Annotated in this window: 12 protein-coding genes; 6 read left to right on the forward strand and 6 right to left on the reverse strand. The window is 67.9% G+C overall.

Translation table 11 applies throughout. The features are described 5' to 3' along the window. Positions 1-11 precede the first annotated feature (11 nt). Positions 12-14,381, forward strand: a complete 14,370-nt coding sequence (locus GNX71_RS15800) for a hypothetical protein (protein ID WP_206179170.1) — start codon at positions 12-14, stop codon at positions 14,379-14,381. Here GNX71_RS15800 and GNX71_RS15805 read toward each other — a convergent pair. Next, positions 14,378-15,301 (reverse strand): LysR substrate-binding domain-containing protein, encoded by a 924-nt coding sequence (locus tag GNX71_RS15805; protein ID WP_206179171.1) that lies wholly within the window; start codon positions 15,299-15,301, stop codon positions 14,378-14,380. The two genes, GNX71_RS15800 and GNX71_RS15805, sit on opposite strands and share 4 nt — an antisense overlap. A 151-nt stretch (positions 15,302-15,452) precedes the next feature. Here GNX71_RS15805 and GNX71_RS15810 point away from each other — a divergent pair, with 151 nt between their 5' ends. Further along, positions 15,453-16,436, forward strand: coding sequence for a tripartite tricarboxylate transporter substrate binding protein BugE (locus GNX71_RS15810; RefSeq protein ID WP_206179172.1), 984 nt, complete (start codon positions 15,453-15,455; stop codon positions 16,434-16,436). Between the two features lie 14 nt (positions 16,437-16,450). Next, entirely contained in the window at positions 16,451-17,320 is an 870-nt protein-coding gene (locus GNX71_RS15815; RefSeq protein WP_206179515.1) for an N-formylglutamate amidohydrolase, read from the forward strand. 36 nt (positions 17,321-17,356) lie between these two features. On the opposite strand, the gene GNX71_RS15820 is transcribed toward GNX71_RS15815, so the two are convergent. Then, a complete protein-coding gene (locus GNX71_RS15820) occupies positions 17,357-18,289 on the reverse strand; it encodes an AraC family transcriptional regulator (protein ID WP_206179173.1) in 933 nt (310 codons plus the stop codon). 245 nt (positions 18,290-18,534) lie between these two features. On the opposite strand from GNX71_RS15820, the gene GNX71_RS15825 reads away from it, so the two are divergent. Together GNX71_RS15825 and GNX71_RS15830 are read left to right on the forward strand one after the other, a co-directional pair. Next, entirely contained in the window at positions 18,535-19,509 is a 975-nt protein-coding gene (locus GNX71_RS15825; protein ID WP_206179174.1) for a LuxR family transcriptional regulator, read from the forward strand. A 96-nt stretch (positions 19,510-19,605) separates the two neighbouring features. Continuing rightward, the gene (locus GNX71_RS15830; protein ID WP_206179175.1) at positions 19,606-20,016 is read left to right on the forward strand and encodes a PaaI family thioesterase; all 411 of its coding nucleotides are present in this window, start codon (positions 19,606-19,608) and stop codon (positions 20,014-20,016) included. On the opposite strand, the gene GNX71_RS15835 is transcribed toward GNX71_RS15830, so the two are convergent. The 3 genes from GNX71_RS15835 to GNX71_RS15845 form a co-directional block, all read right to left on the reverse strand. Continuing rightward, a complete protein-coding gene (locus GNX71_RS15835; protein WP_241027284.1) occupies positions 20,003-20,524 on the reverse strand; it encodes a GNAT family N-acetyltransferase in 522 nt (173 codons plus the stop codon). The genes GNX71_RS15830 and GNX71_RS15835 overlap by 14 nt on opposite strands. A 107-nt stretch (positions 20,525-20,631) precedes the next feature. Further along, positions 20,632-22,536, reverse strand: a complete 1,905-nt coding sequence (locus GNX71_RS15840; RefSeq protein WP_206179176.1) for an alkaline phosphatase D family protein — start codon at positions 22,534-22,536, stop codon at positions 20,632-20,634. A gap of 80 nt (positions 22,537-22,616) precedes the next feature. Continuing rightward, entirely contained in the window at positions 22,617-23,597 is a 981-nt protein-coding gene (locus GNX71_RS15845; RefSeq protein ID WP_206179177.1) for a helix-turn-helix domain-containing protein, read from the reverse strand. A gap of 102 nt (positions 23,598-23,699) precedes the next feature. Between GNX71_RS15845 and GNX71_RS15850 the strand changes: the two genes are divergently transcribed. After that, positions 23,700-24,527 carry a dienelactone hydrolase family protein gene (locus GNX71_RS15850; protein ID WP_206179178.1) on the forward strand — a complete coding sequence of 276 codons (828 nt, stop codon included), beginning with the start codon at positions 23,700-23,702 and terminating at the stop codon, positions 24,525-24,527. 9 nt (positions 24,528-24,536) lie between these two features. On the opposite strand, the gene GNX71_RS15855 is transcribed toward GNX71_RS15850, so the two are convergent. Next, on the reverse strand, positions 24,537-25,727 hold the full coding sequence (locus GNX71_RS15855; RefSeq protein ID WP_206179179.1) for an MFS transporter: 1,191 nt from the start codon (positions 25,725-25,727) through the stop codon (positions 24,537-24,539). Positions 25,728-25,778: the final 51 nt, after the last annotated feature.

Below are 25,778 nucleotides of genomic sequence, written 5' to 3' on the forward strand. Positions count from 1 at the left end.
AGGAACACCCCATGGTCATGATTGCGGATGGAGGCGGCAGCGTACGCGTGCCGGTGAACGTTCCCAACCCCGTGAATCCGGCACAGCAGCCCGCGAGTTCGCCCGAGTCGGATGCCGCGGCGCGCGCACGGGAACTGCAGCGCCAGCTGGAGGCGCTGCTCGAGAAACTGCGCGAGGCGCAACGCCAGGCCGAGGCGGCGCGCCAGCGCGCCATCGATGCTCAGAAGCAGGCCCAGAAGGTCAAGGACCAGGCCGCTGCCGCGGAGACGCAGGCCCAGAAGTCCAAGGACCTCGCCGACATCAACAAGGCCAAGAAGGCCCAGCAGGATGCCAAGCTCGAGGACGCGCGCGCCAAGAGCGCGAGTGCCGAAGCGGACCTGAAGGAAAAAGACGTCACGCTGCTGAAGGCCCAGGTCGACCAGAAGAAGGAGCAGCAGAAAAGCCCCGAGGCCAAGGCCTCCCCGGACACCGAAAAGAAGGTGCAGGACGCGCAGACCCGCCGCGACGATGCGAAGACGACCGACGACCTCTCCAAGCTCTACCTCGACTCGCAGGAGAAGGAGAGCAAGGCGCAGGACGCCGAGGCCAAGGTGGTCGACCTGACGCCGCCCGCGAGCAAGCCGCAGTCGATCATCACCGACAAGGAGCGCACCGACCTTTCCAACGCACAGGCCACGGCCACGAAGCTGCGCACCGAGGCCAACACGGCCAACACCAAATTCGCCGATGCGGTCGGCACCGACGCGCAGACCGAGTTCTACAGCAGCCCGCCGCCGAGCCAGACCGTGACGCAGCCGTTTCCCACGGTGCAGGCGACGACGCCGATCGCCACCGATCCGCTGCACTCGCCGCTGTTGCAGCTGCTGCAGGTGCAGCCGCGCCCGCAATTTCCGACGAGCAGCAACGGCCTGCTGCTGGCGCCGACGACCTTTCCTTCCACGTTGACGGCCTCATCGTTCGGCACCACCGGCACGACGCCTGCCGCACCGCTCAACAGCCTGTTCCAGCCCAAGCCCACCGTGGTGACGCCAGAGGTCAGCAAGACGCTGTCTTCCATTGCCGACGGCAAGACCGTCGACCAGATCGCCAAGGACCGGAACATCGGCGCGGACAAGGTGATCTCGGAAGCCAGCGCCTCGGGCATCGGGATCGTGTCGGGCCTGCCCGACGGCGACAAGCAGGTCACGACCGTGACCAAGGGCGGCTCCTCGCTCTCCTACACGCACGATGTCAAGGAAAAGACAGTGACGGTGAAGGGCAGCATTGCCGACCCCACCGCGCCCGGCGGCAAGAAGACCATCGATGCGACGGAAGACAGCAAGGGCCGCTACAGCCACGTGACCAAGGACGAGAAGGCCGGCACGACCACCACGACCACCATCGACCCGCAGGCCGGCACCCGCACCGAGAGCGTGGTCGACAAGAACGGCCTGCGCGTCGACACCACGACCTCGCTGACCGGCGCGAAGATCACGCGCCCCGTGGGCGAGCGCGAGGGCTACCTGGACTTTGCCGAGGCCGTGGGCCGCACGCCCGAGCAGCTGTTCACGCTGAACCCCACGGTCGACTATGGCAAGCCGCTCAAGCCGGGCCAGGAGCTGGTGGTGTCCGACGTGACCACCACCGTGAAGACCTACAACAAGGACGGCAGCACGCTGGAGCGGACCGTGGCCAGCGACGGTACCGTGCAGGCCGTGGCCACCACGGCGAGCGGGCACCGCACCGTGCTCGAAGGCAAGCCCGACGACAAGAGCGGCCCGGGCGAAACCGCGCGCAAGGCGATCTTCGAGGACAACAAGCCCCTGGCCGAAGTGGCCAAGAGCATGGGCCTGACCGAAGACCAGGTGCTGGCGGCGCTGCCCGAGGGCACGGTGGAGGTGACCAAGCCCACCTCCGACAACGGCGACGTCGAGACGCGCACCATGTACGACCCCATCACCGACCGCGTGGTGGTCGAGTCGCACGACTGGCAGCACGACGACATCGACCGGCAGGTCATCAACGAGAAGTCCACCTACACGGTCCACGACACGGACCCCAAGACCAAGCAGCCGGTGGCCGTGGAAAAGAGCGGCGGGCTGGCCTACCTGCAGAAGCAGGCCGAGAACAAGGCCGCCTTTGCCGCCAGCTACGACACGCAGATCGCGGACATCGACAAGAACATCCGCATCTACAACCACATGGGCGAGTCGACGACCGACCTGCGCGCGGAGCGCAAGGCGCTGGTCGACAAGCAGAACGCCGCCAAGGGCGAGGTGACGATCGCCGGCGCGCAATATACGGCCGCGCTCACCAAGAACCAGCAGGTGGTGCTCGACAAGCAGGCTGCCATCGCCTACCAGAACCATTCGTATGCGCGCCCCGGCAGCCAGGAAAAAGCCGATGCGGCCACCGTGCTGGACGTCAAGCTCGCGGCGCTGGACAACGTCGACCGGCTGGTGGACCTCGCCAACAAGGACGTGACGCTCGCCAAGACCGGGCTGGACAAGCAGATCAACGACACCGCCAAGGCCAACGCGGACACCAACCTGCAGACCGAGTTCCAGAAATGGAAGGACGACGTCTGGATGTGGCAGGGCATCGACAAGAAGACGGCCGACAAGATGAAGGCCGAGGGCCAGGTGCCCGCGACGCGCATCTTCTCCGACTCCAAGCAGGAGAACGACGTGGCCTGGGAGGCCTTCGTTTACCAGCAGAAGGACATGGACAAGTACGGCGACGAGTACCTCACGCCCGAGGAGCTCCCCGCACGCAATGCCTGGCTGGCCCGCAACAAGACCAGCGACGACGCCGTGGCCAGCGACCTGCGCTACAGCGATGCGCTGAGCGCGAGCACCAAGGCCGGCGTCCACCTGTCGCAGGGCGACCTCGACCGGCTGCAGCAGAAGAAGGACGCCTGGGTCAAGGCCAACCCGACGCTGTTCTCCGAGAACTTCAAGGGCCCGGGGGAGGGCGAGGACCAGGCCACGCTCGACGTCCTGCGCAAGAACGTGACCGACGGCCAGATCAAGGATCTGCAGATCGGCGCGGACAAGAAGTACACGCAGCACCTGCAGGGCATGTCGGCGGCCGACCGGGCCGACCCCGAGAAGATGAAGGAGGCCAATGAGGAGTATGCGAAGGACAACAGCGAGTCCGACGCGCAGCTGAAGGTGAAGATCAAGCACCTCTCCGGGCAGGCGCTGGACGACAGGGCGCAGGCGGTCGACGCCTACATCAAGGACTGGGAGAAGCGCAATCCCGAGCTCAAGCAGAAGCTCGATGCGCTGGGAACCGACCAGGACCAGCGCAGCGTGCGCGCCGCGGAGTACCGCAGCGACCAGATCAGGTCGCTGCTGTCGGCCAGCGAGCAGGGGCGGCAGCGGCTGTCGGCCATGAACGTGAACTACGCCGTCAAGGGCGAGCAGATGGGCGTGGGCGACAACGACAGCGCGCAGATCAGCAAGGACCTGGAGGGCATCAACCAGGGCATCGAGAAGCACACGTTCGTGCGCGATGCCTGGGGCGCGATGTGGGGCGACTCCGCCGACGACGCCAAGGACTACACCGAGGACCAGCTCGACAAGGCGAACCAGCTGCGCAAGGACCTCGCCGCGGGGAAGATTTCCGTCTCGGAGTATTCAACCCAGGAAGACGCCCTGATGGACGGCTACGACGTGAAGTCGGCCGAGCTTGCGCAGAAGGTGCAGGACGCCGACGGCACCTGGAGCGTGGTCGACGAGGCGGTGCGCATGACGGTCACCGCCGCGGCGGGCATTGCCGCCACCATTGCCTCGGGCGGCAACGTGGCGGTGGGCTTCGGCGCGGCCATGCTGGTGAGCGAAGTCTGGGACACGACGGGCGACGTCGTCGCCGCCGCGCAGGGACGCGACATCTACGCCGACGGCCACACCTCGCTCTGGACGCTCGAGGCCAAGGCGGTGACCGGCAATGCGAGCTGGGACGACGTCAAGTTCACGCTGAAGGACGAGGCCATCGACGCGGCGAGCAACATCGTGACCGCCACCGGCGTGGGCGCGGGCATCAAGACCAGCGCCACGGTAAGCGCCAAGCTGTTGGCCAAGGAGGCGTTCGTCAAGAGCGAGGGCGTGCTGAACATCGGCGGCCGCGCCGTGGTCGGCGCCCGTGCCGGCATCACCTCGCAGGCCGTGGACGGCGTGGGCCGCGTGACGGTGGAAAGCGGGCGCGTCGGCCTCGACGGAAAGTGGGGCACGGAGGAGGGCAACAAGCGCATCGGCGCGACCTTCGTCAGCTCTGCGGCGGGGCTGGTGACCGCACCGCTCACGGGCGGCGTCTCGGGTGCGATTCCGCTGTGGAAGGTGGCACCGGCGGCCGCGGCCAATGTGGACAACGCAACCGCCAGTGGTGCGACCAACGCCGCGACCAATGCCTCCACGGTCACGCAGAAGATGTCCTACGCCGGCTTCTCCGGCCAGTTCCTGACCGATGGCGCGGGGTCGATCGGCACCGGCGAGCTCATCTCGTACCTGAACGAGGGCCGGGGCATGAACAAGGGCGAGTTCATCGCCGCTTCGCTGCAGGCCTTGCCGGGCACGCTCAACAACATTGCGCTGCACCCGATGATGGCCGCCCGCGCAAAGGCCAAGGCGCAGGCAGCCAACGATGCCGCCAACCAGCAACCACCCACGCCCACGGTGCCGCGCGGCACGCCGGACGTGGAGCCGATCGCCATGGCGCCGGTGAAGATCGATGCGCCCGTGAACGATTTGCCAGGGCTGGCAGGAAGCGATGCCACCACGCTGAAGGTGGGCGGCGTCAAGCTGGACGACCTGACGACCGGCCTGGACGTGCAGACCCGCGCGTCGGACGCGATGGCGCCCGGCGGAGATGTCGAGTTCCGCGTGGCGATCGATACCCAGAAGGCCGTGGCTTCGGCCGCCGAGGGCGTGGCCGCCAGCGGCGCCGGCAACACGCGGGGCAAGACCGCCGGCACCGGCAAGACCCCGAGCGAAAGCGACAACGACGGCGGCGTGCAGCGCAAGGGCGACGAGACGCAGGAGACCAAAGACCGCGAGGAAGCGCAGGACGCCGCCATCCAGGTGCGGATGCGCGCCGCGGGTTTCGACGACATCAAGATCGCGCGCCAGCCGGGCAGCGAGGGACAGCCGCCCGAGATCGTGGTGACGGCCACCAAGCCGCCGAAGGAGCGCCTGCCCGGCGACCCGCTCGCGCGGCCGGCCTACGACGGCTACGACCAGCGCATGTCGTACCTGAGCGGCTCCGAGATGGTGGCGCTGTACGGCTCCGGCACCCGGCCCGACCCGGCCGTGGTGGCCGCCGATCGCGCGGCCGCGCGTTCGTCGCGCATCGACATGCGCCTGGGCGCAACCGTGCGCGGCCGCCTGAACGTGGGCGAGTACGTGCCGCTGGCGTCGCCCACCCTGCAGTCGGTGAGCACCGGGATCGGCACCCGCTCCAACCTGCGCGCCATTGCCACCGGGGCGATGGACAGCATCCGCTTCCGCTCCACGGTGCCGATCCGCGACGCGCTGGGCCGCGAACTGTCGGTGGCCGTGCGGCCCGACGAGTACCGGCGCACCAGCATGCTGCAGTGGGGCCTGAGCCCGATGTCGCGCGACACCATCTTCACCGTGTTCGCGAAGGACCTGATCAAGACTGCCAAGACCGAGCTCTTCGGCAAGGAAGGAACGCCGGGCTACGGCGTCAACATTCGCTCGGCCAAGGACATCGGGCCGGCCGCCGACGGCTCGGGCCGCGTGGTGGAGCTGGAGATCAGCGTCAAGCTCGATGGCGAGAAGGTGACGCTGGCCCCTGGCGAGAAGGACTTCTTCGGCGGCAAGGCCTCCAGCTCGCCCGACGGCCATGTGAAGGTGCCCAGCAGCCTGATGTTCGACCGTGTGATCGAGGACTTCCGCATCGCGCCGCTGCTGCCGGTCGTCAAGAAGCTGGTGGGCAACCCCTTGCCGGTCACGCCTTCGGTCGAGCGGCGCTCGCAGATGCTGCTGAACGACGCGGTCGGCGCGGGCGACGTGGTGCCCACGCGTTTCTTCGAACAGTTCAAGAAGACCTTCGGCGATGCCAAGTACCGCGTGCAGGTCGTGGTGCCCGACCGGTTGCCTGGCTTCGTGCGCGATCCGGCGGCGGTCGCGGTGCGCAACTTCCTCGCCAATCCTGATGCGGCCGGCTTCAAGGCGCTGATCAAGCAGGGCCACGTGAGCGGCGACCCCGACAAGGCACTGTTCTTCGTGCCCAACCGCGGCGGCAACCACCACCGCACCTCGGTGCCGGGCAAGCCGCTCACCGAGGCCTTCACCGACCTCACGGGCAAGCAGCGCCGCGTGCCCAACGAGTCGACCAGCAACGTCTGGGTGATCTTTGCCGACAACCGGCTCGAACGAACCCTGCAGCGAGGCGTCTACGGCGTCAAGAAGGTCGTCTACGGCGCCTTGCCCGCCGGCCTGCAGCGCTCGGCCCCGTCGCCGCACCACCTGGTGGGCACGGGCAACCTGCTCGATGCCATGACGGGCGGCAGGGGGCGGCCCAACGCCGACCTCTCCAAGCGCCTCACCGCGGTGGCCGCGCTGCCGACGCTGTTCGACGTGGGCGTGCTCGGCACCAGCGTGGAGTTCCGCGCGCAGCTCGGTGTGAAAGAGCCCTCGGCCGCCAAGTCGGTCAAGAAGGGCCAGATGCAGGACTTCCGGGTGTCGCCGGACGACACGCGCACCGTGGAGGTTCCCAAGTGGTTCCCCAAGCTGCTCGACCGCTCGCTGAACGGCGCGACACCGGTGGTGCCCAAGGGCGGCACCGAACAGCTCAATACCTTCCTCGACAAGCTGCAGACGCACCTCAGCACCGAGGACGGTGCGGCGCTCACGGCGCTGCGCGAGAAGCACATGACCGGCAAAGAGGCCGCCGTCGGCGATGGCAAGTTCCTGCGCCAGCCCGTGGCCGAGGACATCGTGAACCTGCTGGCGGGGCTGAAGCCCGGCGCCAAGCCCGGCTCGCGGCCTTTGCTGGCCGGACAGCCGGATGAGGCGACGCCGATCGCGGCACGCCCGGCCCCGCGCCCGGCGGACCTGAACTACCTCGAAGGCGAGGCGACGGTGAACGGACGTCCCGTGTCCGTGCGCGACATCGAGCTGGCGGTGCCGCCCGACAGCATCCTGGTGATGGCCGAGCGCGGCAATCCGCCCAGCGCCGAGCGCATTGCGGCCGACCTGCGCGCGGCCGGTCATCCCGAGGGCAAGGACGTGGTGCTCTACCTCTGCGAAGGCGGAACGCCGGCGCGAGCGAATGCGCCGGTCCCCGAATCGCTGGCGCGTGAGCTGAGCAACAAGATCGGCGCGCGCGTGCATGCGGTGGACGGCGACATCGTGCTCGGTGCCAAGACCACGGTCGATGGCGCCCCGGTGGTGCAGCGGCCGAACCTGCCGCTGACCGACGTTTCGCAGAAGGCGCCGCACCCGGTGACCGCCGATGCGGATTTCGACGCGCAGCAGCGCTTCTGGCTCGAGCCGGGCGGCCGCACGCAGGAGGCCCAGGCGCCGTTCTCGCAGAAGGTGCTCGACCAGGGCGCGAGGGTGGGCGACAAGGCCATCGATCCGCTGCACCTGGGCATCGAGGACCGCGTGGTCGACATGCGCCCGATGACCGCGGAGAACGCGCAGGAGGTTTTCCCGCTGCTGGTCAAGCAGTTGGGCGTGAGCCCCGAGTACAACTCGCTCGGCGCGGAGGGAATGATCAACAAGTGGCTTGGCGAGATCGCCAACGGCACGCGGTATGCGCGCGTGATCTATCCGGCGCCGGGTTCGACGCCGGCCTCCGATGCACCCATCGGCCTGATCTCGGTCCACAAGGAAGCGCTGATCGGCGACAGCTACCGCAACACATTGCCGCCGGAGCTCTACCGCGGCAGCAAGCCGGCGGGACAGACGAGCAAGGAGGCGCTGCAGGCCCGCGGCGAGGTCTGGCAGTTCTCGACCTACCTCGGTGCCAACAAGGACCGCTACCCGGGCGGCGTGATCAACAAGGCCGCGCGCATGCAGTTCATGAAGGACGTGATGCGGCAAGAGGAAGCGAAGGGCGCGCCGGTCGAGGCGTTCTATTCGCGCGTGAGCGGCGGCGCGCCGTTCGTCACCGATTCGAACGGCGTCACGACCTTGCTCAAGGGCCACAAGTTCAACGTGGCGAGCTCCTTCAGCCAGGAATCGCAGACGGTCGGCCGCGGGCCGATTGCCGTCGGCTACGAGGACAGCTCGCCGTTCAAGAGCGCCGATTACCCGGACGGCGAACCGGCACGCCACATCTACATCTACGAGACCGATGCGAGCCTCTACGGGCCCGAGGGGAAGGGCACGCTGAAGTGGCGCAGCAAGATCGAGGAGGCCTTCGACAAGGTGGAGGGGGCACGCAGCCTGTTGGCGCCGATGCGTCCGGCGGACCTGAACTACCTCGAAGGCGAAGCCACAGTCAAGGGGCAAACGGTGTCGGCAAGCGACATCGAACTGGCAGTGCCGCCCGACAGCATCCTGGTGATGGCTGAACGTGGCAACCCGCCGAGTGCGGAGCGTATCGCCGCGGACCTGCGCGCCAAGGGCTATCCCGAAGGCAAGGACGTGGTGCTCTACCTCTGCGAAGGCGGAACGCCGAAGCAGGCGAATGCACCGGTGCCCGAAACGCTGGCGCGTGAGCTGAGCAACAAGATCGGCGCGCGCGTGCATGCGGTGGATGGCGACATCGTGCTCGGCGCGAGGAACACGGTCGAAGGCACACCGGTGGTGCAGCGGCCGAACCTGCCGCTGACCGACGTTTCGCAGAAGACGCCGCATCCGGTGGTGGCCGATGCGGACTTCAATGCGCAGCAGCGCTTCTGGCTCGAACCGGGCGGGCGCGCGCAGGAGGCCCAGGCGCCGTTCTCGCAGAAGGTGCTCGACCAGGGGGCGACGGTGGGGGACAAGTCGATCGATCCGCTGCACCTGGGCATCAAGGACGATGCTGCCGAACCGCTGCCGTTCAACCGCGCGGTGGAACTGGTGCCGTTCGACGCGCAGCACGCGCGCGACGTGTTGCCCTACCTCGCGAACGAGTTGAAGTACAGCCCCGACTACATGCAGCTGGGCGCCGATGGCCTAGCGAAAAAATGGATCAAGGAGATCGAGGTCGATAAAACGCGCCTGGCCTACGTGATCTACCCTCCGCCGGGTTCGGCCGCAGAGCGCCGGCCGATCGGCATCATCGCGGTGCACAAGGATGACCTGGTCGGGGCCAACTACATCGAAACGCGCGATCCCTCCCACTACGCCGGGGAGGTGAAAGCGGGCGCGTTGGGCGAGCAGGAATTGCTCGCTCGCGGCAAGGTGTGGCAGTTCTCCACCTACCTCAGTGAGGACCGGGCGACCTCGCGCACCGGCAAATCGCCGTTCCCCAATGGCGTGGTCAACTCGGCCGCGAAAAAGTTGGTGATGGATGCGGCGCTGGCCGAGCTGGCGAACCGCAAGGAGCCCATCGACGCCTTCTATGCGCGCGTGCATGCCGGGGCGCCCAAGGAGGTACCGACGCTGGGTTGGGACGAAATCGTCAACTCGAAGAGCCTCGACAGCCAGGCGCGCATGGCCGGCGGCGGACCATTGGCTGTGGTGCAGGAACGAGGACCGCAGTTGCCCAACGGAGAGACGCCGACCCGCTATGTCGCGATCTTCGAGACGCCGGTAGGCCGCTACGCGGATGACGGCCCTGGCACCAAGACCTATCACTCGCTGATCGATGGCCAGCGCCGCAATGACACGCGCTCTTACCGCTGGGTCGGACCGGCGGAATGGCAAGGCAAGCCGCTGGTCCATCGCCCGGCCAACCTCAACTACCTGGAGGGCAACGCCACAGTGAACGGTCGCCCGGTACCCGCACGCGACATCGAAGTGGCTGTGCCCGAAAAGGCATTCGTCGTCATGGCCGACGAGGCGAGCGTGCCGAGCCTGGAGCGCATTGCCGCCGACATGCGCGCGGCCGGCTATGCCGATGGGCAGGAGGTGGCGCTCTACATCTGCCGCGCCGGCAAGACGGCAGACCCGGCGGCGCCCGTGCCGCAATCGCTGGCCCTGCAGCTGAGCGACAAGCTGGGTGCCCGCGTGCATGCGGTGGAAGGCACCATCACGCTGGGCGAGAAGACAAACCTGGGCGAAGGCCATTTCGTGGCCGCGAAGCCCAAGCTCCCGCTGATGGATGTCTCGAACGGGCGCACGCACGCGAACGAGAACTTCGAGGCCCAGCAGCGCTACTGGCTCGCGCCCAACGGCCGCGGCGAGCGCGTCGATGCGCCGCTCGGCGCCGAGGTGCGCAACAAGGGTGCGCGCGTCGGCGACGAGCCGATCGATCCACTCACGCTGGGCATCGAGGACCGCGCGGTCGAACTCGTGCGCTTCGATGTGCAGCATGCGCGCGACGTGCTCCCGTACCTCACGCACGAGCTGCGCTTCAGCCCCGAATTCACCAAGCTGGGCGCGGACGAGATGGCGAAGAAGTGGACGGCCGAAGTCCAGGACGGCAGCCGCATCGCCTACGTCATCTATCCGGCACCCGGCTCGAACCTGGCACGCCGGCCGCTGGGCATCATCTCCGTGCACCGAGGGCCGCTGGTCAGCGACAGCTTCATCGGCATCCGGCCGTCGGAAAGCTACCCGGGCGCGAAGCCGGCGGGCGAACTGAGCCGCGAGGCGCTGGGCGATCTCGGCCAGGTCTGGCAGTTCTCGACCTACCTCAGCCGGGCGCGGACGTCTTCCAAGTCTGCTTTCCCCGGCGGCGTGGTCAACACCGCAGCCAAGAAGCAGTTGATGGCGATGGCCGTGCAGGAACTGGCGCAAAAGGGCGAGCACATCGACGCCTTCTATGCCGCCGTGCATGCCGGCGCGCCCAAGGACGTGCTCGAGCTGGGCTGGCCCAAGGATGCCAACGTGCCGAGCCTGAAGAGCCAGGAGCGCATGTCCGGCGAAGGGCCCATCACGGTGGTGCACCAGAAGGCACCGCCGGGAACCGCAGACGTCGACGGGGAAACGCTGACGCGCTACATCGCCATCTTCAAGACCCCGGTGGGCCGTTATGCCGAGGACGGTGCGGGGACGACGGAGTACCGCTCGCTGCTCGACAGCCGCATCGCGGCCGATGAGCGCCCGCAGCGCTGGCTCGGGCCCGAGGAATGGCAATCGCAGCCGCTGGTGCACCGCCGCGCCGACCTGAACTACCTCGAGGGTGATGCGACGGTCGATGGCCGCCCGGTGCCGGCGCGCGACATCGAGGTCGCCGTGCCCGAGAAGGCGTTCGTGGTGATGGCCGACGAGGCCAATGTGCCCAGCGCCGAGCGCATCGCGGCCGACATGCGCGCCGCGGGCTACCCGGAAGGGCAGGACGTGGCGCTCTACATCTGCCGCGCCGGCAAGCTGGTCGATCCGCAGGCCCCGGTGCCCCAGTCGCTGGCATTGCAGCTCGGCGAAAAGCTGGGCGCGCGCGTGCATGCAATGGAAGGGACCATCACGCTGGGCGAGAAGATCGAACTGGGCAAGGGCGATTTCGTCACCGCGAGGCCGCAGCTGCCGCTGATGGATGTCTCGACCGGGCGCGTGCACACCGGCGAGAACTTCGACACGCAGCAGCGCTTCTGGCTCGCGCCGACTGGGCGCGGCGAGCGCGTGGATGCGCCGCTTGGTGCCGAGGTGCGCAACCAGGGAGCGCGCGTCGGGGAAGGCAACTGGATCGATCCGCTGGTCTTGGGCACGACAGACCTGCCACAAGGCACGCGCGCCATCGATCCCGACAGTGTGGCCCGCGAGAGCTACGACGCCCTGGCGCGCGAGCTGGGCATGACCGACTCGCAGGCGGACGCCATGCGCGGCTGGACACTGGCTCACCGCGATGCGGTCACCGGTTTCTATGACGCCCGGCTCTCGAACCTGAAGGCCGACACGGTCTCGCGCACACAGGCGCGCGTTGCCGAGAGCGGCGAAGACGCGCACTACGTGTCGGCCCATATGGCCAACCTGGGTGGCCTGAACGCAGCGATGAACAACGTGGCCGATGCGGCCAACGTGCACTTCCGCGGGCTCACCGACATCCTTGCCGCCCAGTTGGATGCAACCGGTGGCACCGTGGTGCCGATGCGCACCGGCGGCAAGGAACTCGGCGTGGCGGTCGTGGGCATCGACGAGCCCACGCTCGCCAACGCGGTCGATGCCACGCAGCGTCAGGTTGCGCAGTACGCCAAGGACCACGACCTGGCGGACATTCCGCATCCCAAGCACCCGGGCGAGACCGGCGTCGGCCTTCGCATCGGGTATACATCGGTGTCGCCCGACAAGACCCTGAACCACATCTTCACAGAGGCCGATCAAGGCGTTCGCAGGAGCAATCAACATGTCACAACAGACACGGGACGAGCGGCTGGGGTTGACCGGCCTGAATCCGGAACAACGCAAGCAACGCCTGCAGGAACTGCAGCAGCAGGTCGACGAGGAGCGCCAGCAGGCGAAGACGGCGCTGGAGGCGCAACGCGCAGCGCGACGCAATCCGACACCCCCCACGGACTGACGGCGGCGGCGCTGCCGACGCGCTATGCGTCGGGCACGCATGAGCACGCGCGCATCGATCCCGAAGCGGTTCGGCTGCAGGAGTTTGCGGATGCGGCCCACGCCGCGGGCCTGGACGCCCGCCAATTCACCGGGTTGAGGCAGTACGGGCATGCACCCCGGGACAGCGTGACGGGCTTTTATGACGCGCGCCAATCCGGCGTCAAGGCCGATACGGTGCTCCGGCTGCAGGACCAGGTGGCCAACTCGGACGACAACGGCTTCTACGTGTCCGCCGACATCGCCAACCTGAGCGGCCTCAACCAGGCGATGCAGAGCCGCGCAGGCGGCTCCAATGCGCATTTCAAGGCGATGGCTTCGCTGCTCGCGGACGAACTCGCGTCCACGGGTGCCACCGTCATTCCGCTGCGCACCGGCGGCGACGAGCTGGCTGCGGCGGTCGTGGGCCGGCTCGACGAAGCGGGGCTGCGCACTGCGCTCGACGCAGCCGGCCAGCGTATTGCGGACTACGCACAGGCAGAGGGGCTGGCGGACATTCCGCATCCCAAGCGTGCGGGCGAAAAGGGCGTTGGCATGCACACGGGCTATGCCGAGGCGCTGCCCGGCAGAACGCTGGACAGCATCTTCACCGAGGCGGACCTGGGGGTGGATGCGAGCAAGAACGCAGCGCGCCTCAGCGGCCTTAGCGTCGACTTGGAAGGCGGGGAGCCGGTCACCTTGCGGACGAGCGACGGAGAACAGCTTTCGGCCCGCCGGTTGACGGTGGTCGAGCCCGACGGCACGCGGCGGCAGATGACGGGGGCGGAGGTGCTCGGCATGACGGGCCGCGACATGCTGGGCCACGACAGTTCCGCCGACGTGTACCCGTTCGGCGAGGGGCAGGTGATCAAGATCTACCGCAACTCCCGTGCGCCCGATCCGGACCAGTCGCATCTGCTGGTCGACCTGCCCGATGGCGCGACGCTTCATCCGCGCATGGCGACGGCCGCCAGCGAAGTGACTGCGGTGCGTGAGCTTCGGGATGCGGCAGGCGAGTCGACGTTCGTCGACGTCAAGGGGCCGTTCCTGGTGGGCGACCGCCTGGCCCTGGTGATGCCCCGGCATCCGTTTGCGGGCAACAAGCTCGAATTGAACCTGAACACGCGAACCTATTCCGGCGAGGGCAGTGAACTGCTCAATGAGCGCACCGCGCGCTCCGCGGGCGATCTGACAGACCGCTTGAATGCCGTGGACAAGTTTCCAGCCGATCCGCAGCATCTGGCCAACCCGGACGGCTCGGTGATCGGGTTCGATCCGCTGGAAGTCTCCAGCGGTGAGCTGGCCCGGAAGTACCACGAGGGCGAAGCGCTCAAGCTGGCGCGCACCGGTCGCCAGAACGCCGCACAGCGTCCAGCGCCCGACAGGCCCGAGGCCGGCAAGGTGCAGTTCGTGGCCGGGCCCGCGCCCGGGCGCGTGATCGACGCTGGCGGGCTGGAAGTGTCGGGCCCCGATGGCGTTCACGCCACGATGGCCGGCGCCAAGTGGGCTGCGATCGAACCCATGCCGGCGCCCTTCGAGCGCGATGGTAGTGAGAGCGCCGCCTATGTCTATGCAACGGAACGCGACAGCGTGCAGGTGGCCACGGACGGCTCGCACGTGATCCCTCTGGACGCCATTCTTGCGGGTCGGCAGGTGGATGCATTCGGCCGCTTTGTTCCGGACGAGACCGTGCGCTTCCGCGCCACCGGTGGCGGTACCGGCAAGCAGGTGCCCGAAGGCCTGATCGACCTGAGCAAGCTCGGGCAAAAGAAGGACGGCCCGGGGCAGGGCAAGAGCGCGAGTACTTAAGCCGCGGTACGAGACGGGTCTGGCGCAGCCGCCTGCGCCAGCACCCAATCCCTGAACACCCGCATCCCCCGCGTCTCGCGCCGCCCCTTCGGCGCGCAGACGTAGTAACCGCGCGGCGTGAGCGCCGCGCGGTCGATGGGAATCGCGATGCGTCCCGCGGCGAGTTCGTCTTCGATGAGGCAGCGCTGCACCACCGCGAGCCCGAGGCCCGAGATCACGCCCTGCACCAGCATCACGACCTGGTCGAAGTCGGCGGCGGGGCGCGGGCTCGTGTCGTGCAGCCCCTGCGTGTCGAACCACAGGCGCCAGTTGTCGGGGTAGTTGGCGTGAAAGAGCAGCGGCCGCTGCAGCAGGTCTTGCGGCGTGTGCAATGCATGCGGGCCGCGCAGGTCTTCGGGCCGGCAGATCGGCACGATCTCGCGGCCCACGAGGTAGTCGGACTGGATGCCCGCCGGATGCCATGCCGTGTCGCCGGTGCGCACGCGGATCCAGCCGTCGATGTCGGGCATGTCCAGCGGATCGTCGCGTCGATAAGGCGCGAACGAAATGGCGACCTCGGGGTGACGTTTGCGAAAGTCGGGCAGCCGCGGAATGAGCCACTTGGTGGCCAGCGTCGGCGGCACCGACAGGCGCAGCGTGTGCGGTCCGTGCTGCGCGCTGGCGGCATCGGCGGCGGCATCAAGCTGCTGCAGCGCCGGCGCGACGTTGTCGAGGTAGGCGCGGCCCGCATCGGTGAGCGTGCTGAGCCGGCCGTGGCGGTCCAGCAAGCGCACGCCCAGTTCTTCTTCGAGCCGCGCCACCGCACGGCTGACGGCACCCTGCGTGACGCACAACTCGTCGGCCGCTTTCGAGAAGCTGCCCAGACGCGCGGTGCTGGCAAAGGCATGCAGCTCGTGCAGCGACGGTGAACGGATTCGCATGGGTGGAGTGGGTGGCCCGCTATGCGCACTGGTCATAGCAAGCGGCGCAATTGTCACCCCAAACACAAGGGGTCGCTTCACATAATCGCCGCACTTCAGGGCACCTCCGATGTGCATCGTCCACCCCGATATTCCTTTCGACTTAATAACAATGAACAACCGCCGAGACCTCCTGCTGGCCATCACCGCCGTTGCCTTCGGGCTGCCGATGGTGAGCGTCGATGCACACGCCGCTTCTTCCTTCCCCGACAAGCCGATCAAGCTGATCGTGCCTTTCCCGCCCGGCGGGTCGACCGATCTCGTGGCGCGGCTGCTGGCCGAGAAGATGTCGGTGATCCTCGGGCAGCAGGTGGTGGTGGACAACCGCGGCGGCGCGGGCGGCACGATCGGCATCTCGGCGGTGGCGCGGGCGGAGCCCGATGGCTACACCATCGGCATGGCCACGGTGAGCACGCATGGCGCGAACCCGGCCGTCTACACCAAGCTGCCCTACGACCCGGTGAAGGACTTCCAGCCGATCACCAACGTGATGTCGGTGCCCAGCGTGTTCGTGGTGAGCCCGAAGCTGCCGGTGAAGAACATGCAGGAGTTCATCGCGCTGGCCAAGTCCGAGCCCGGCAAGCTCACCTTCGCTTCGCCCGGCAACGGCTCGCTCGGGCACGTCAACGTCGAGCAGTTCATGGATCTGGCGGGCATCAAGCTCACGCACGTGCCGTACAAGGGCGCGGGGCAGGCGGCCACCGACGCACTGGCGGGCACGGTCGATGCCATGACGGACAACCTGCCGTCGTCGCTGCCGCACATCAAGTCGGGCAAGCTGCGCGCGTTGGCGGTGCTGTCGCCGCAGCGCTCACCGCTGTTGCCGGATGTGCCGACCTACCGCGAGCTCGGCTTCGAGGCGATGAGCGAAGGCGGCTGGTTCGGCCTGGTCGCGCCCGCGGGCGTGCCGGCGCCGGTGATCGAGAAACTCATGACCAGCGCGCACCAGGCCATGCAGGACCCGGTGTTCAAGCAGCGCACGATCGAGATCTCGGGCGTGCCGATGGCCAACACGCCGGCGCAGTTCGCGCAGCAGATCCGCGAAATGATGGACAAGTACGCCCGTATCGCCAAGGTGGCGAACATCAAGCTGTGACCGGCGCACACGACATGCAGGACAGCGATCCGGTCGTCGTGGTCGTCGATCCGCCATCGGGCGTGGCCCGGCTGCCGCTGGTGTGCGATTCGCCGCACAGCGGCACCTGCTACCCCGCGGACTTCGTCACCCGCGTGCCGTTCGCGCAGCTGCGCCAGGCCGAGGACACGCACGTCGCCGCGCTCTGGTCGGCCGCGCCGCAGCATGGCGCCACCTTGCTGAGTGCGCAGTTTCCGCGGGCCTACATCGACCCCAATCGGGCCATCGACGACCTCGACCCCGAACTGCTCGACGGGCCCTGGCCTTCGCCGCTCAAGCCCGGCGAGAAATCGCGCCTGGGCTACGGCCTGGTGTGGAGCCGCATCGCGGCCGACCAGCCGCTGTACGACCAGCCCCTGCAGCCCGCCGCGGTGCAGTGGCGCATCGACAGGTTCTGGAAGCCGTACCACGCGGCGCTCTCGACCGCCGTGCGCCGCGCGGTGGCCGACTTCGGCGCGCTGTGGCACCTCAACCTGCATTCGATGCCCGGCAACGCGTATGAAAAGCTGCGCATCCAATCGACGCGGCCGCTCGCGGATTTCGTGCTCGGCGATCGCGAAGGCACGACCTGCGAGCCCGCGCTGCTGGACGTGGTCGAAGCCACGGTGCGCGCGCACGGCTACACGGTGGCGCGCAACGATCCCTACAAGGGCGTGGCGCTGATCGCGGAAATCGGCAACCCGGCGCAGGAGCGGCACAGCCTGCAGATCGAGATCCGCCGCCCGATCTACATGAACGAAGCGACACGCGAACCGAACGACGGCTTCGCACCGCTGCAGCGCTGCATCGACGCCACCATCTCCGCGGTGGCGGCGCATGTGAAGCTGCAGTTGAAGAGAGGCTAGCCCGCGATGCGACGCACCTGGACTGTGCCGACCGCTCTAGCCGACGATGCCGTTGCGCGCCGAGGCCGGCTGCAACGCATCGAGTGCGGAGAGCCTGCGGTAGTCGCCGGGCAGCACAGCGTATGTGCCGAGAAAAGTCTTGTGCAGGTGGCTCTGGTCGGTGAAGCCGGCCGCATGCGCGGCGTAGGTGACGCGTGCGCCGCCCGCGATGAGATCGCGCGCGTATTCGATGCGGTGGCCCACGAGCATCTCGTGCGGCGTGAACCCGAGCGCGCCCCTGAAGCGCCGCTGCAGGTGCACCGGATGCAGGCCCGCCGCCTCGGCGAGGCTGTCGAGCGTCATGCGCTGCTGGAAGCCCGAGGCGATGAGTTCGTAGAGCCGGTTCATGCGCTCGTCGCCGCTGTCGACCACGCGCACAGGCGTGGGCTGCAGGGGAATCCATTGCGCGAGACGCTGCCGCAGCAGGGCGCGGCCGGCCGCGATGTCTTCTTCGTTGCCGGTGCCGGAGGATTCGTGAAGCAGCCGGTGGCATTCGAGAAATTCAAAGGCCGCCGAGGGATCGAGAAAGATCGAGATGCCCGCATCGTCTTCCGCGCGGGCCGCGGGCGTGCCTTCGTGCGCCGCGCTGATGCAGCGTGCGACGGCGGAGCTGCAATACATCGCGTCCTCGCGCCATGGCGCGCTGCGCGCCTGCACCGAATGCCAGACCTGCGGCGCGATGCGCAGCAGCGTGCCCGGCGGCACGACCGTCACGCGGTTGCCGCCGCGCACATGCAGTTCGGTATCGGACACCGAGAGCGTGAAGCCGACATGCCGGTGCGGCCGGATCTCGCGATGCAGCAGTCGGTTGGCGGTGAACTGGAGACCTGTGAGATCGGCGTCGCGCCAATAGCGGGAAGCGGCCAGGATTTCCATCGAAGGCGGGACTCCTCGGATGCTGTTGTTGTACTGACGGGGAGCAATCAGCATGCCAGCGCATCGGGCTTCTGTGAAGCGTTCATTTCATGCGGGATTGATGCACGTGTTGCATCGGTCATGCAAAGGTATTCAGTTGTGGCGAGGCTGCGATGTCTCGGCCCGCCTTCCCCGAATCCGGTGATACGAATGCGTACCTGAAGCTAAGAATTTACAAGGCGACACCCACACCCTTTGGTACTTTGGCCCCCAACTCCGCGGCGTTAACAAATGCATGCGGCATTTCAAACAGGCATCCCATGATTCTTGCTACCTTGTTGCAACGCGCCGCGGCCTCATCGCTGTCGCAGACGCGGAATCACGACACTGACGTGGCCGCGCCTTCGAGCGAGTCGCCCGAACTGCCCGAGCTGCCGACCGGTGGCCCGTTTCCGCAGCTCTACTCGGAAGAGCAGCTGTACCTGCCGCCGTCGGCGGACCGGCATGCGGAAGGCGTGCCGGGCATCGTCGGCGAACTGCTGGACGCCGGCAGCCATGAGGAGCGCCGCTACCTGATCCAGGGCATGCTCAACGCGCTGGGTTTCGACTGGCTCGGCTACGGCACGATCACCTTCCTGCGCGGACGCTGGTGGCCCCTGAGCTTCTTCACCGCCTACGCGAACCCCGAATGGGTGCAGCGCTATTTCTCGCACCGCCTCTACGAGATGGACCTGCGCCAGCAGGGCGTGCCGGCTTCGAGCCTGCCGCTGGTGTGGGACGTCGAGCAACTGGAGGCCATGCCGATTTCTTCGGCGGCGACCACCGCGACCGAGGACGCGGCGGGCCGGCGGCAGCGCTTTGTCGACGACCTGCTCGCGAGCGGCATCCGCAGCGGGCTGATGTTCCGGCTGGCCTCGCCCACGCACGTCAACCAGTACACCGTCATCAGTCTGCAGTCGAGCGAGCGGGGCCGCAGCTGGATCACCGACGAAGTCGTCGGGCAGGCGCTCACGCTGGGCCTGAGCCTGCATGAATACCTGTCGCGCCACTCGCGCATGGCGAGCGAGACCGGCGGCGCGCGCATCGAGATCTCGACGACGCAGCAGTACATCCTCCAGCACCTGCTGCAGGGTCGCAGCGACAAGGAAATCGCGAATCGGCTAGACCTGTCGGCGCACACGGTGGACTACCACATGCGCCAGCTGCGCCGCCGTTTTGCCGCACGCAACCGGGTGCAGCTGGTGAATGCAGTGCAGCAGGGCGACAGCGATTTCGGTGTGCTGAGCGAGATGTAGCGGGCAGGGGGCGCCGGTGGGCTGCCTCCTGACACCACGCTGTCAGCAGCGGCCGCCTAGCATTCTTCGACCCGCCTTGCGGAGCGAAGGATCTCGATGACGCCCGACCCGTTGATGCAGCGTTTTCCCAGTTCCGCGACCGCGCGGTTGTTCGGCCAGCGCATCCTCGAGTTCGATACGGCGAAGGGCTGGGTTCGCATGAGCTTCGTTGCGACCGAGGACTTCCTGAATCCGGCGGGCGCCGTGCAGGGCGGCATCCTGGGTGCGATGCTCGACGACACGATGGGGCCGGCGCTGTGGCTGATGAACGGCGCGGGCGCGTTCTCGGCCACGATCGATCTCAACGTGTCGTTTCTGGCGGCGGCTTCGCCCGGGCTCCTGTACGGAGAGGGCAGGGTCGTGCAGCTCGGCAAGACCATCTCGTTCCTGGAGGGGCATCTGAGCGATGCAGAGGGGCGGCTGCTGGCGCGATCGACGGCGAGCGCGCGGATGATCAGGCCCCGCTAGATGCGGCCTGCGGCATTGCCAGGACATGGTTCCTGTGCCTGCCTTCGCCGAGGACGAAGTCGGTGCTGCCGCGAACCACGAAGCCGTGCTTTTCGTAGAAGCGGCAGGCGCGCAGGTTCTGCACGTTCACCATAAGCCACAGCCCATCGTTGCCAGCGCGCGCCGCTCGCAGCAGCGCGGACCCCACGCCATGCCGCGTGAACGACTCCTGCACATACAGCGTGCAGAGTTCCGAATCGGTTTCGGGCACCAAGGGCTGCGACACGCCCGAGCGCACCAGCGCATAGCCGACAAGGCGTTCATCGACCTCGGCAACGTGCAGCGAAACATCGGGCGCATTCACCAGCGCGAGAAACTTTTCAGGCGTGAATTCCGCCAGCACATAGCGCGCGAACAGATCGCTCACGCCTTCGGTGTAGGTGGCGAGCCAGACCTGGATCGACAAGGCGGCGAGGGCGTGCGCGTCGGCTGCGCGTGCGCGCCGAACGGAGATGGGAGGATGTGTCACGGCGGCTCTTTTTTGGGCGGCCCGATTCTGTCAGGAACGGAATCCGCGCGCGACCGCCGTACGCCCTCCACGAGTGTGAGCGGACCGAGGCCTGCTCCTCACTCAGGTCAGGCAATCACCGGCGCCGCCATACCCGAACCCGTCGCCGCGACCGTGATGGTCTTGCCGACCGAGGCCGTGTACGTCGGCTCCTTCACGCTCGTCACGAACACATACTCGGCCTTGACCTGCGCAGCCGTCATCGTCAATAGCATGTAGCCGCGGCGCGAGGTGTCGCAGTAGTTCACGTCGTCGATCAGGCCCAGTCCGGCGCCGATTGCCGCGTTGCCCAGTTGGGGCACCAGGACGCTGCCGTCGATCGAACTGCCCACGGTGCCGAGCCCGACCGACTCGAAGCCGGTGGACGAGACCGAGGTGCCCGCGAACTCGATGCCGACCTTCTCGTTGGCGAGCGTGGTGAGGTTGGTGAACCAGCCGTCATGCGAATCGCCCGACAGCGTGACGAGCCGCTTGCCCTGCGTCTTCACCGCCTGGAAGATCGCTTCGCGCTGGGCCGGATAGCCGTCCCACGAATCGAGGTTGTAGGGCAGCCGCGGGTTGCTGGTCGTGCTGAGCAGCGCGGCCTGGGTTGGCGTCAACGCGCCCGGGCCTGCGGCTGCCAGCGTGGCTTTGGCGGTGAGGAAGGCAGTGATGGCCGCCGGCGCGCCGGCCGGATTGCTGGTGAAGGTCGTCAGCACCGAGGCCGGGAACCACATGCGCGCCATGATGGTTTGATTGCCCAGCACCTGCCATGCCGCGGTCGATGCGTTCATGCCGCTGGTGAGCCAGTTCTGTTGCTCGACGCTCATCATCTGGCGCGAGGCGTCGGGACGCACGCCGGTTGAGGCGGGCGTGATGCCCGCGAGGTAGCGGGCGATGCCGCCGTCCGCATCGCCGAAGTTGTCGTACTGGCGATCGCGGCCCTCGATGCGCGTGTCGAGCATGTGCAGGGTGAAGATGTTGCCGAAGTCGAAGCGGCGGTAGATCTTCAGCGGGTTGGTGGCGTCGGGCGTGCGGATCGGCATCCACTCGTGATAGACCTTGGCCGCGATGTTCTTGCGCGTCACCCAGTCGCCCTGCGTGGCCGGGTCGTGGTTCTCGGCGCCGTTCACGTAGCTGTTGTTGGCGAACTCGTGGTCGTCCCACACCGTGATCCACGGCATCCGGGCATGGGCGGCCTGCAGGTTGAGGTCGGACTTGTAGAGCGCGTGGCGCGTCCGGTAGTCGTTCGCCGTCACGATGTCGTTCGCCGGGCTGGCGATGCGGTTGCCCGGGATGTTGGAGTTGCCGAACTTCTTCGGGTCCGAGCCGTATTCGTAGATGTAGTCGCCCAGGTGCAAGGCGTACTGGGCATCGGTCTTGGTCGCCGCGTCGTACGCGTGGAAGTAGCCCTCGGAGTACAGCGTGCAGGAGAACACCGCGAGCTTCACCGAGGCCACGCCGCCGCTCGGCAGCGTGCGCGTCGTGCCGATGGTCGAGGTCGCACCGGTCGCGTCGCGGAAACGATAGAAGTAGGTCTTGCCCGCCGCAAGGCCGGTCGCGTCGACCTTGGCGGTGAAGGAGGCGGAAGCCGCCGCGGTGACGCTGCCCTTGCTCACGATCTGCGTGAAGGCCGCGTCGGCGGCCACGTCCCAGGTGAGAGCGACATCGGCTGTGCTGTCGGGCACCTTGGCGTGGGTCCAGAGGATGACGCGATCGGTCAGCGGATCGCCGCTGGCCACCCCGAATGCGAAGGCGGCGGCCGTCGGTGTCTGTGCAGGTGCGGGAGCTGGCGCAGGCGGAAGAACAGGCAGGAAGCCTGGGCCGCCACCGCCGCCACCACCGCAAGCTGCCAGCGAGCCGACAGCGGCCAGGGCGACCGCGCTGGAAGAGGACTTGACGAGGAACTCGAGAAAGTCGCGCCGGCGCCGGTTGGCGGCTTCACGGGGATCGATGTCGTCTGAGGGCGGGCGCGGCGGATTGTCGGGTGTCATTGCATTCGTCCGTATGTGGGGTGCACGGATTGAATGCAGGGGGCGTGACGCGGGTGTGACGCGCGATCACCGCCCTGTCTCTAGGCCGACAGCAGGTTCGTGCGGAACTTGCTCGGCGTGGCGCCCGCCGCCTTGCGCATGAGGCGTCTGAGCGCTGTGGCGTCTTCATAGCCGACCTGCGCGGCCACCTGATCGATCGTCATCCGGCTCGTCTCGATCAGCATCCTTGCTCGCGACAACCGCACGCTCTGCACGAGCGCGAGCGGACCGAGGCCCGTTGCGGCGCGCACGTGGCGGGCCAGCGTGCGCTGCGACATCGCGAACTCGTCGGCCAGGAGCGAAACGCTCGGCGGACGCGGCAGCGACGATTCGATGCGCTGCGTCAACCGGCGAATCAGCTCGCTGCCGTTGGACATCATCGACGGCACGACGAACGGCGCCTGCGCCTCGCGGCCATCGATCAGCAGTACCTTGCCGACGGCAACTGCCAGCGACGGGCCGAAGCGCGTGCGCAGCAGATGGAGCATGAGGTCCGACTGGGCGAATGCCGCACCGGCGGTGCTGACCGGCCCGTCGACGCAGACCATGCGGTCCGCATCGACGTTGCAGCGGGGTTCGATGCGCCGGAGCTCCGGCGCGAGCCACCAGGTGGTGGTGGCGCGCCGGTCCTGCAGCACGCCTGCGGCCTGCAGCAGGAACACGGCGGAACACGATGCGGCCACCGCGCCGCCTCGCGCGGCGTGGCGGCGCACGGCGGCGATGGCGCGGGTGGCGCAGTCGTCCGCCAGGCGTACGGCCAGATCGGCGGGGCGGTCGACACCGAGGCCGGGGACGATCCAGGTCGATGCGTCGGGGCGCGGGCGCGCGGGAATCGCCGAGGTTGCCACCTGCACGCCGCTGCTCAGCGGCACCATGCCGCCGTCCGGCGACACGACGCGCCAGGTCGGCCGGGGCATCTTCAGGCCGGGAGCCAGCCCCGCGGCGGCATCGAGCACGTCGAGCGTGATGGAGACGCTGGTGGCGAAGGCTCTCGGCAGCACCAGGACAGTGAAATCATGCATGGCTTGAAACGCCTGATAAATGTCGAATTGGACACTGTCAGTCTAGCGCCTCGCCACGTGTAATGGACGCTCCGATCCACATGAAGACCCGCAGGAGCCCCGATGCCGACGACCCGCAACCTGAATGAAACCGATCCACTCGAAGACTTCGAGCGCCGCGAGATTACCCTGGACGACGCCACGAAGAAGGTCTACATCGCAGGCTCCGGGCCGGCGGTGATCGTCATGACGGAGATGCCCGGCATCAGCCCGCACGTTGCGCGCTTTGCCCGCTGGGTGCGCGATGCGGGTTTCACCGTGTACATGCCCTCGCTGTTCGGCCGCGATGGCGCGGTGGCGGATGCGGAGGAGGGCAAGGCCGTGTTCCAGCATGCCTGCGTGAGCGCGGAGTTCCGCGCTTTCGCGGGCAACAAGTCGAGCCCTGTGACGCAGTGGCTGCGTTCGCTCGCGCGGCTGGCGCACGGCGAATGCGGCGGGCCGGGCGTCGGCGCCATCGGCATGTGCTTCACCGGCAACTTCGCGCTCACGATGATGCTGGAGCCTTCGGTGCTGGCGCCGGTGCTGTCGCAGCCGGCATTGCCGCTGGACAACCCGGCCGGCATCGAGATCTCGCCCGAGGAAATCTCGGCGGTGAAGCAGCGCCTTGACCGCGAGGACCTGACCGTCATGGCCTACCGCTTCGAAGGCGACAGGTTCTGTACCGCGCAGCGCTTTGCCGCCTATTCCGAAGCGCTCGGCAGCCGCTTCGTCGCGCGGGTGCTGCCCGACAGCGCAGCCAACCAGGAGTCGCTGCCTTCGTTTTTCGAACAGGTGGTCGCGAGCCCGCACAGCGTGGTGACGGCCCACCTCATCGATGAAGCGGGCCAGCCGACGATCGCGGCGCGGGACGAGATCCTTTCGTTCTTCGCGCGCCGGCTGATCTCCAAATAGCTGAAAGGATCAGGCTTGCGCCGAGGCGCAATCGGCCACGGGGCGGCCGGTTGCGCGCCGGTCGAGCGAGCGGCTCCACAGGGCGATCGCCAGCCCGACGAGCGTGAGCAGCGCGGCCACCCAGCCCAGTGCGCGCAGCCCCGGGCCGTGGTCGATCACCACGCCGCCGACCCAGGCGCCGAGCGCATTGCCGAGGTTGAAGGCCGCGATGTTGAGGCTCGACGCCAGGTTCTGGCCGGCGCCCGACGCCTTCTCCAGCACCCGCAACTGCATCGGCGCCACGGTCGCGAACGAGGCCACGCCGAGCAGCCCGACGAAGACCACCGCGGTGAACGGCGTGCCGATGGCGAACTGCATCGCGCCGAGCACCACCGCCAACGCCACCAGCGTGCCGAGCACGGCGGCCATCGGTGCGCGGTCGGCCAGCTTGCCGCCGAGGATGTTGCCGACGGCGAGGCCGCCGCCGAACACCAGGAGGACCGGCGACACGGCCGATTCCGAGAGCCCGGTGATCTGCGTCAGCAGCGGCTGGATGTAGGTGTACACCACGAACACGCCGGCAAAGCCGAGCACCGTCATCGCGAGACCCAGCAGCACCTGCGGGCGCGCCAGCACGGCCAGTTCTTCGCGCAGCGGTGCCGGCTTGGCCTCGCCCTTCATCCGGGGCACGAAAGCCGCGAGCACCACGAAGGCCAGCACGCCGATCAGGGTCACTGCCCAGAAGGTCGAGCGCCAGCCCAATTGCAGGCCCAGCCATGCGCCGGCCGGCACGCCGAGCAGCGTGGCGGCGGTGAGGCCGGTGAACATGATCGCGATGGCCGAGGCGCGGCGCTCGGGCGCGACGAGCCCGGTGGCCACCACCGAGCCGACGCCGAAGAAGGTGCCGTGGGCCAGCGAGGTGACGACGCGCGCGGCCATCAGCATTTCGTAGTTGGGCGCGAGCGCACAGGCCAGGTTGCCGAGCGTGAAGATCGCCATCAGCGCGAGCAGCACGGTCTTGCGCGGCAGCTTGCGCGTGGCGATGGTGAGCACCGGCGCGCCGACCGCGACACCGAGCGCGTAGCCCGAGATCAAGAGGCCCGCCATCGTGATGGAGACATGAAGGTCCGTCGACACCTGCATCAGCAGGCCCATGATGACGAACTCGGTGGTGCCGATCCCGAAGGCACCGGCGGTGAGGGCAAGTAGAGCGATTGGCATGATGCCCTGTACTGTGAAGACATTCCGGGTCTGTGACTAGAATGCCGCCGG

It is taken from the genome of Variovorax sp. RKNM96 (genome assembly GCF_017161115.1).
Classification (GTDB): domain Bacteria; phylum Pseudomonadota; class Gammaproteobacteria; order Burkholderiales; family Burkholderiaceae_C; genus Variovorax.

Coding starts and splice junctions, on each gene's coding strand:
- GNX71_RS15825 (WP_206179174.1), top strand. CDS start 18,535: ATGATTCTTGCTACCTTGTTGCAACGCGCCGCGGCCTCATCGCTGTCG.
- GNX71_RS15800 (WP_206179170.1), top strand. CDS start 12: ATGGTCATGATTGCGGATGGAGGCGGCAGCGTACGCGTGCCGGTGAAC.
- GNX71_RS15840 (WP_206179176.1), bottom strand. CDS start 22,536: ATGACACCCGACAATCCGCCGCGCCCGCCCTCAGACGACATCGATCCC.
- GNX71_RS15845 (WP_206179177.1), bottom strand. CDS start 23,597: ATGCATGATTTCACTGTCCTGGTGCTGCCGAGAGCCTTCGCCACCAGC.
- GNX71_RS15805 (WP_206179171.1), bottom strand. CDS start 15,301: ATGCGAATCCGTTCACCGTCGCTGCACGAGCTGCATGCCTTTGCCAGC.
- GNX71_RS15855 (WP_206179179.1), bottom strand. CDS start 25,727: ATGCCAATCGCTCTACTTGCCCTCACCGCCGGTGCCTTCGGGATCGGC.
- GNX71_RS15820 (WP_206179173.1), bottom strand. CDS start 18,289: ATGCTGATTGCTCCCCGTCAGTACAACAACAGCATCCGAGGAGTCCCG.
- GNX71_RS15815 (WP_206179515.1), top strand. CDS start 16,451: ATGCAGGACAGCGATCCGGTCGTCGTGGTCGTCGATCCGCCATCGGGC.
- GNX71_RS15830 (WP_206179175.1), top strand. CDS start 19,606: ATGACGCCCGACCCGTTGATGCAGCGTTTTCCCAGTTCCGCGACCGCG.
- GNX71_RS15810 (WP_206179172.1), top strand. CDS start 15,453: ATGAACAACCGCCGAGACCTCCTGCTGGCCATCACCGCCGTTGCCTTC.
- GNX71_RS15850 (WP_206179178.1), top strand. CDS start 23,700: ATGCCGACGACCCGCAACCTGAATGAAACCGATCCACTCGAAGACTTC.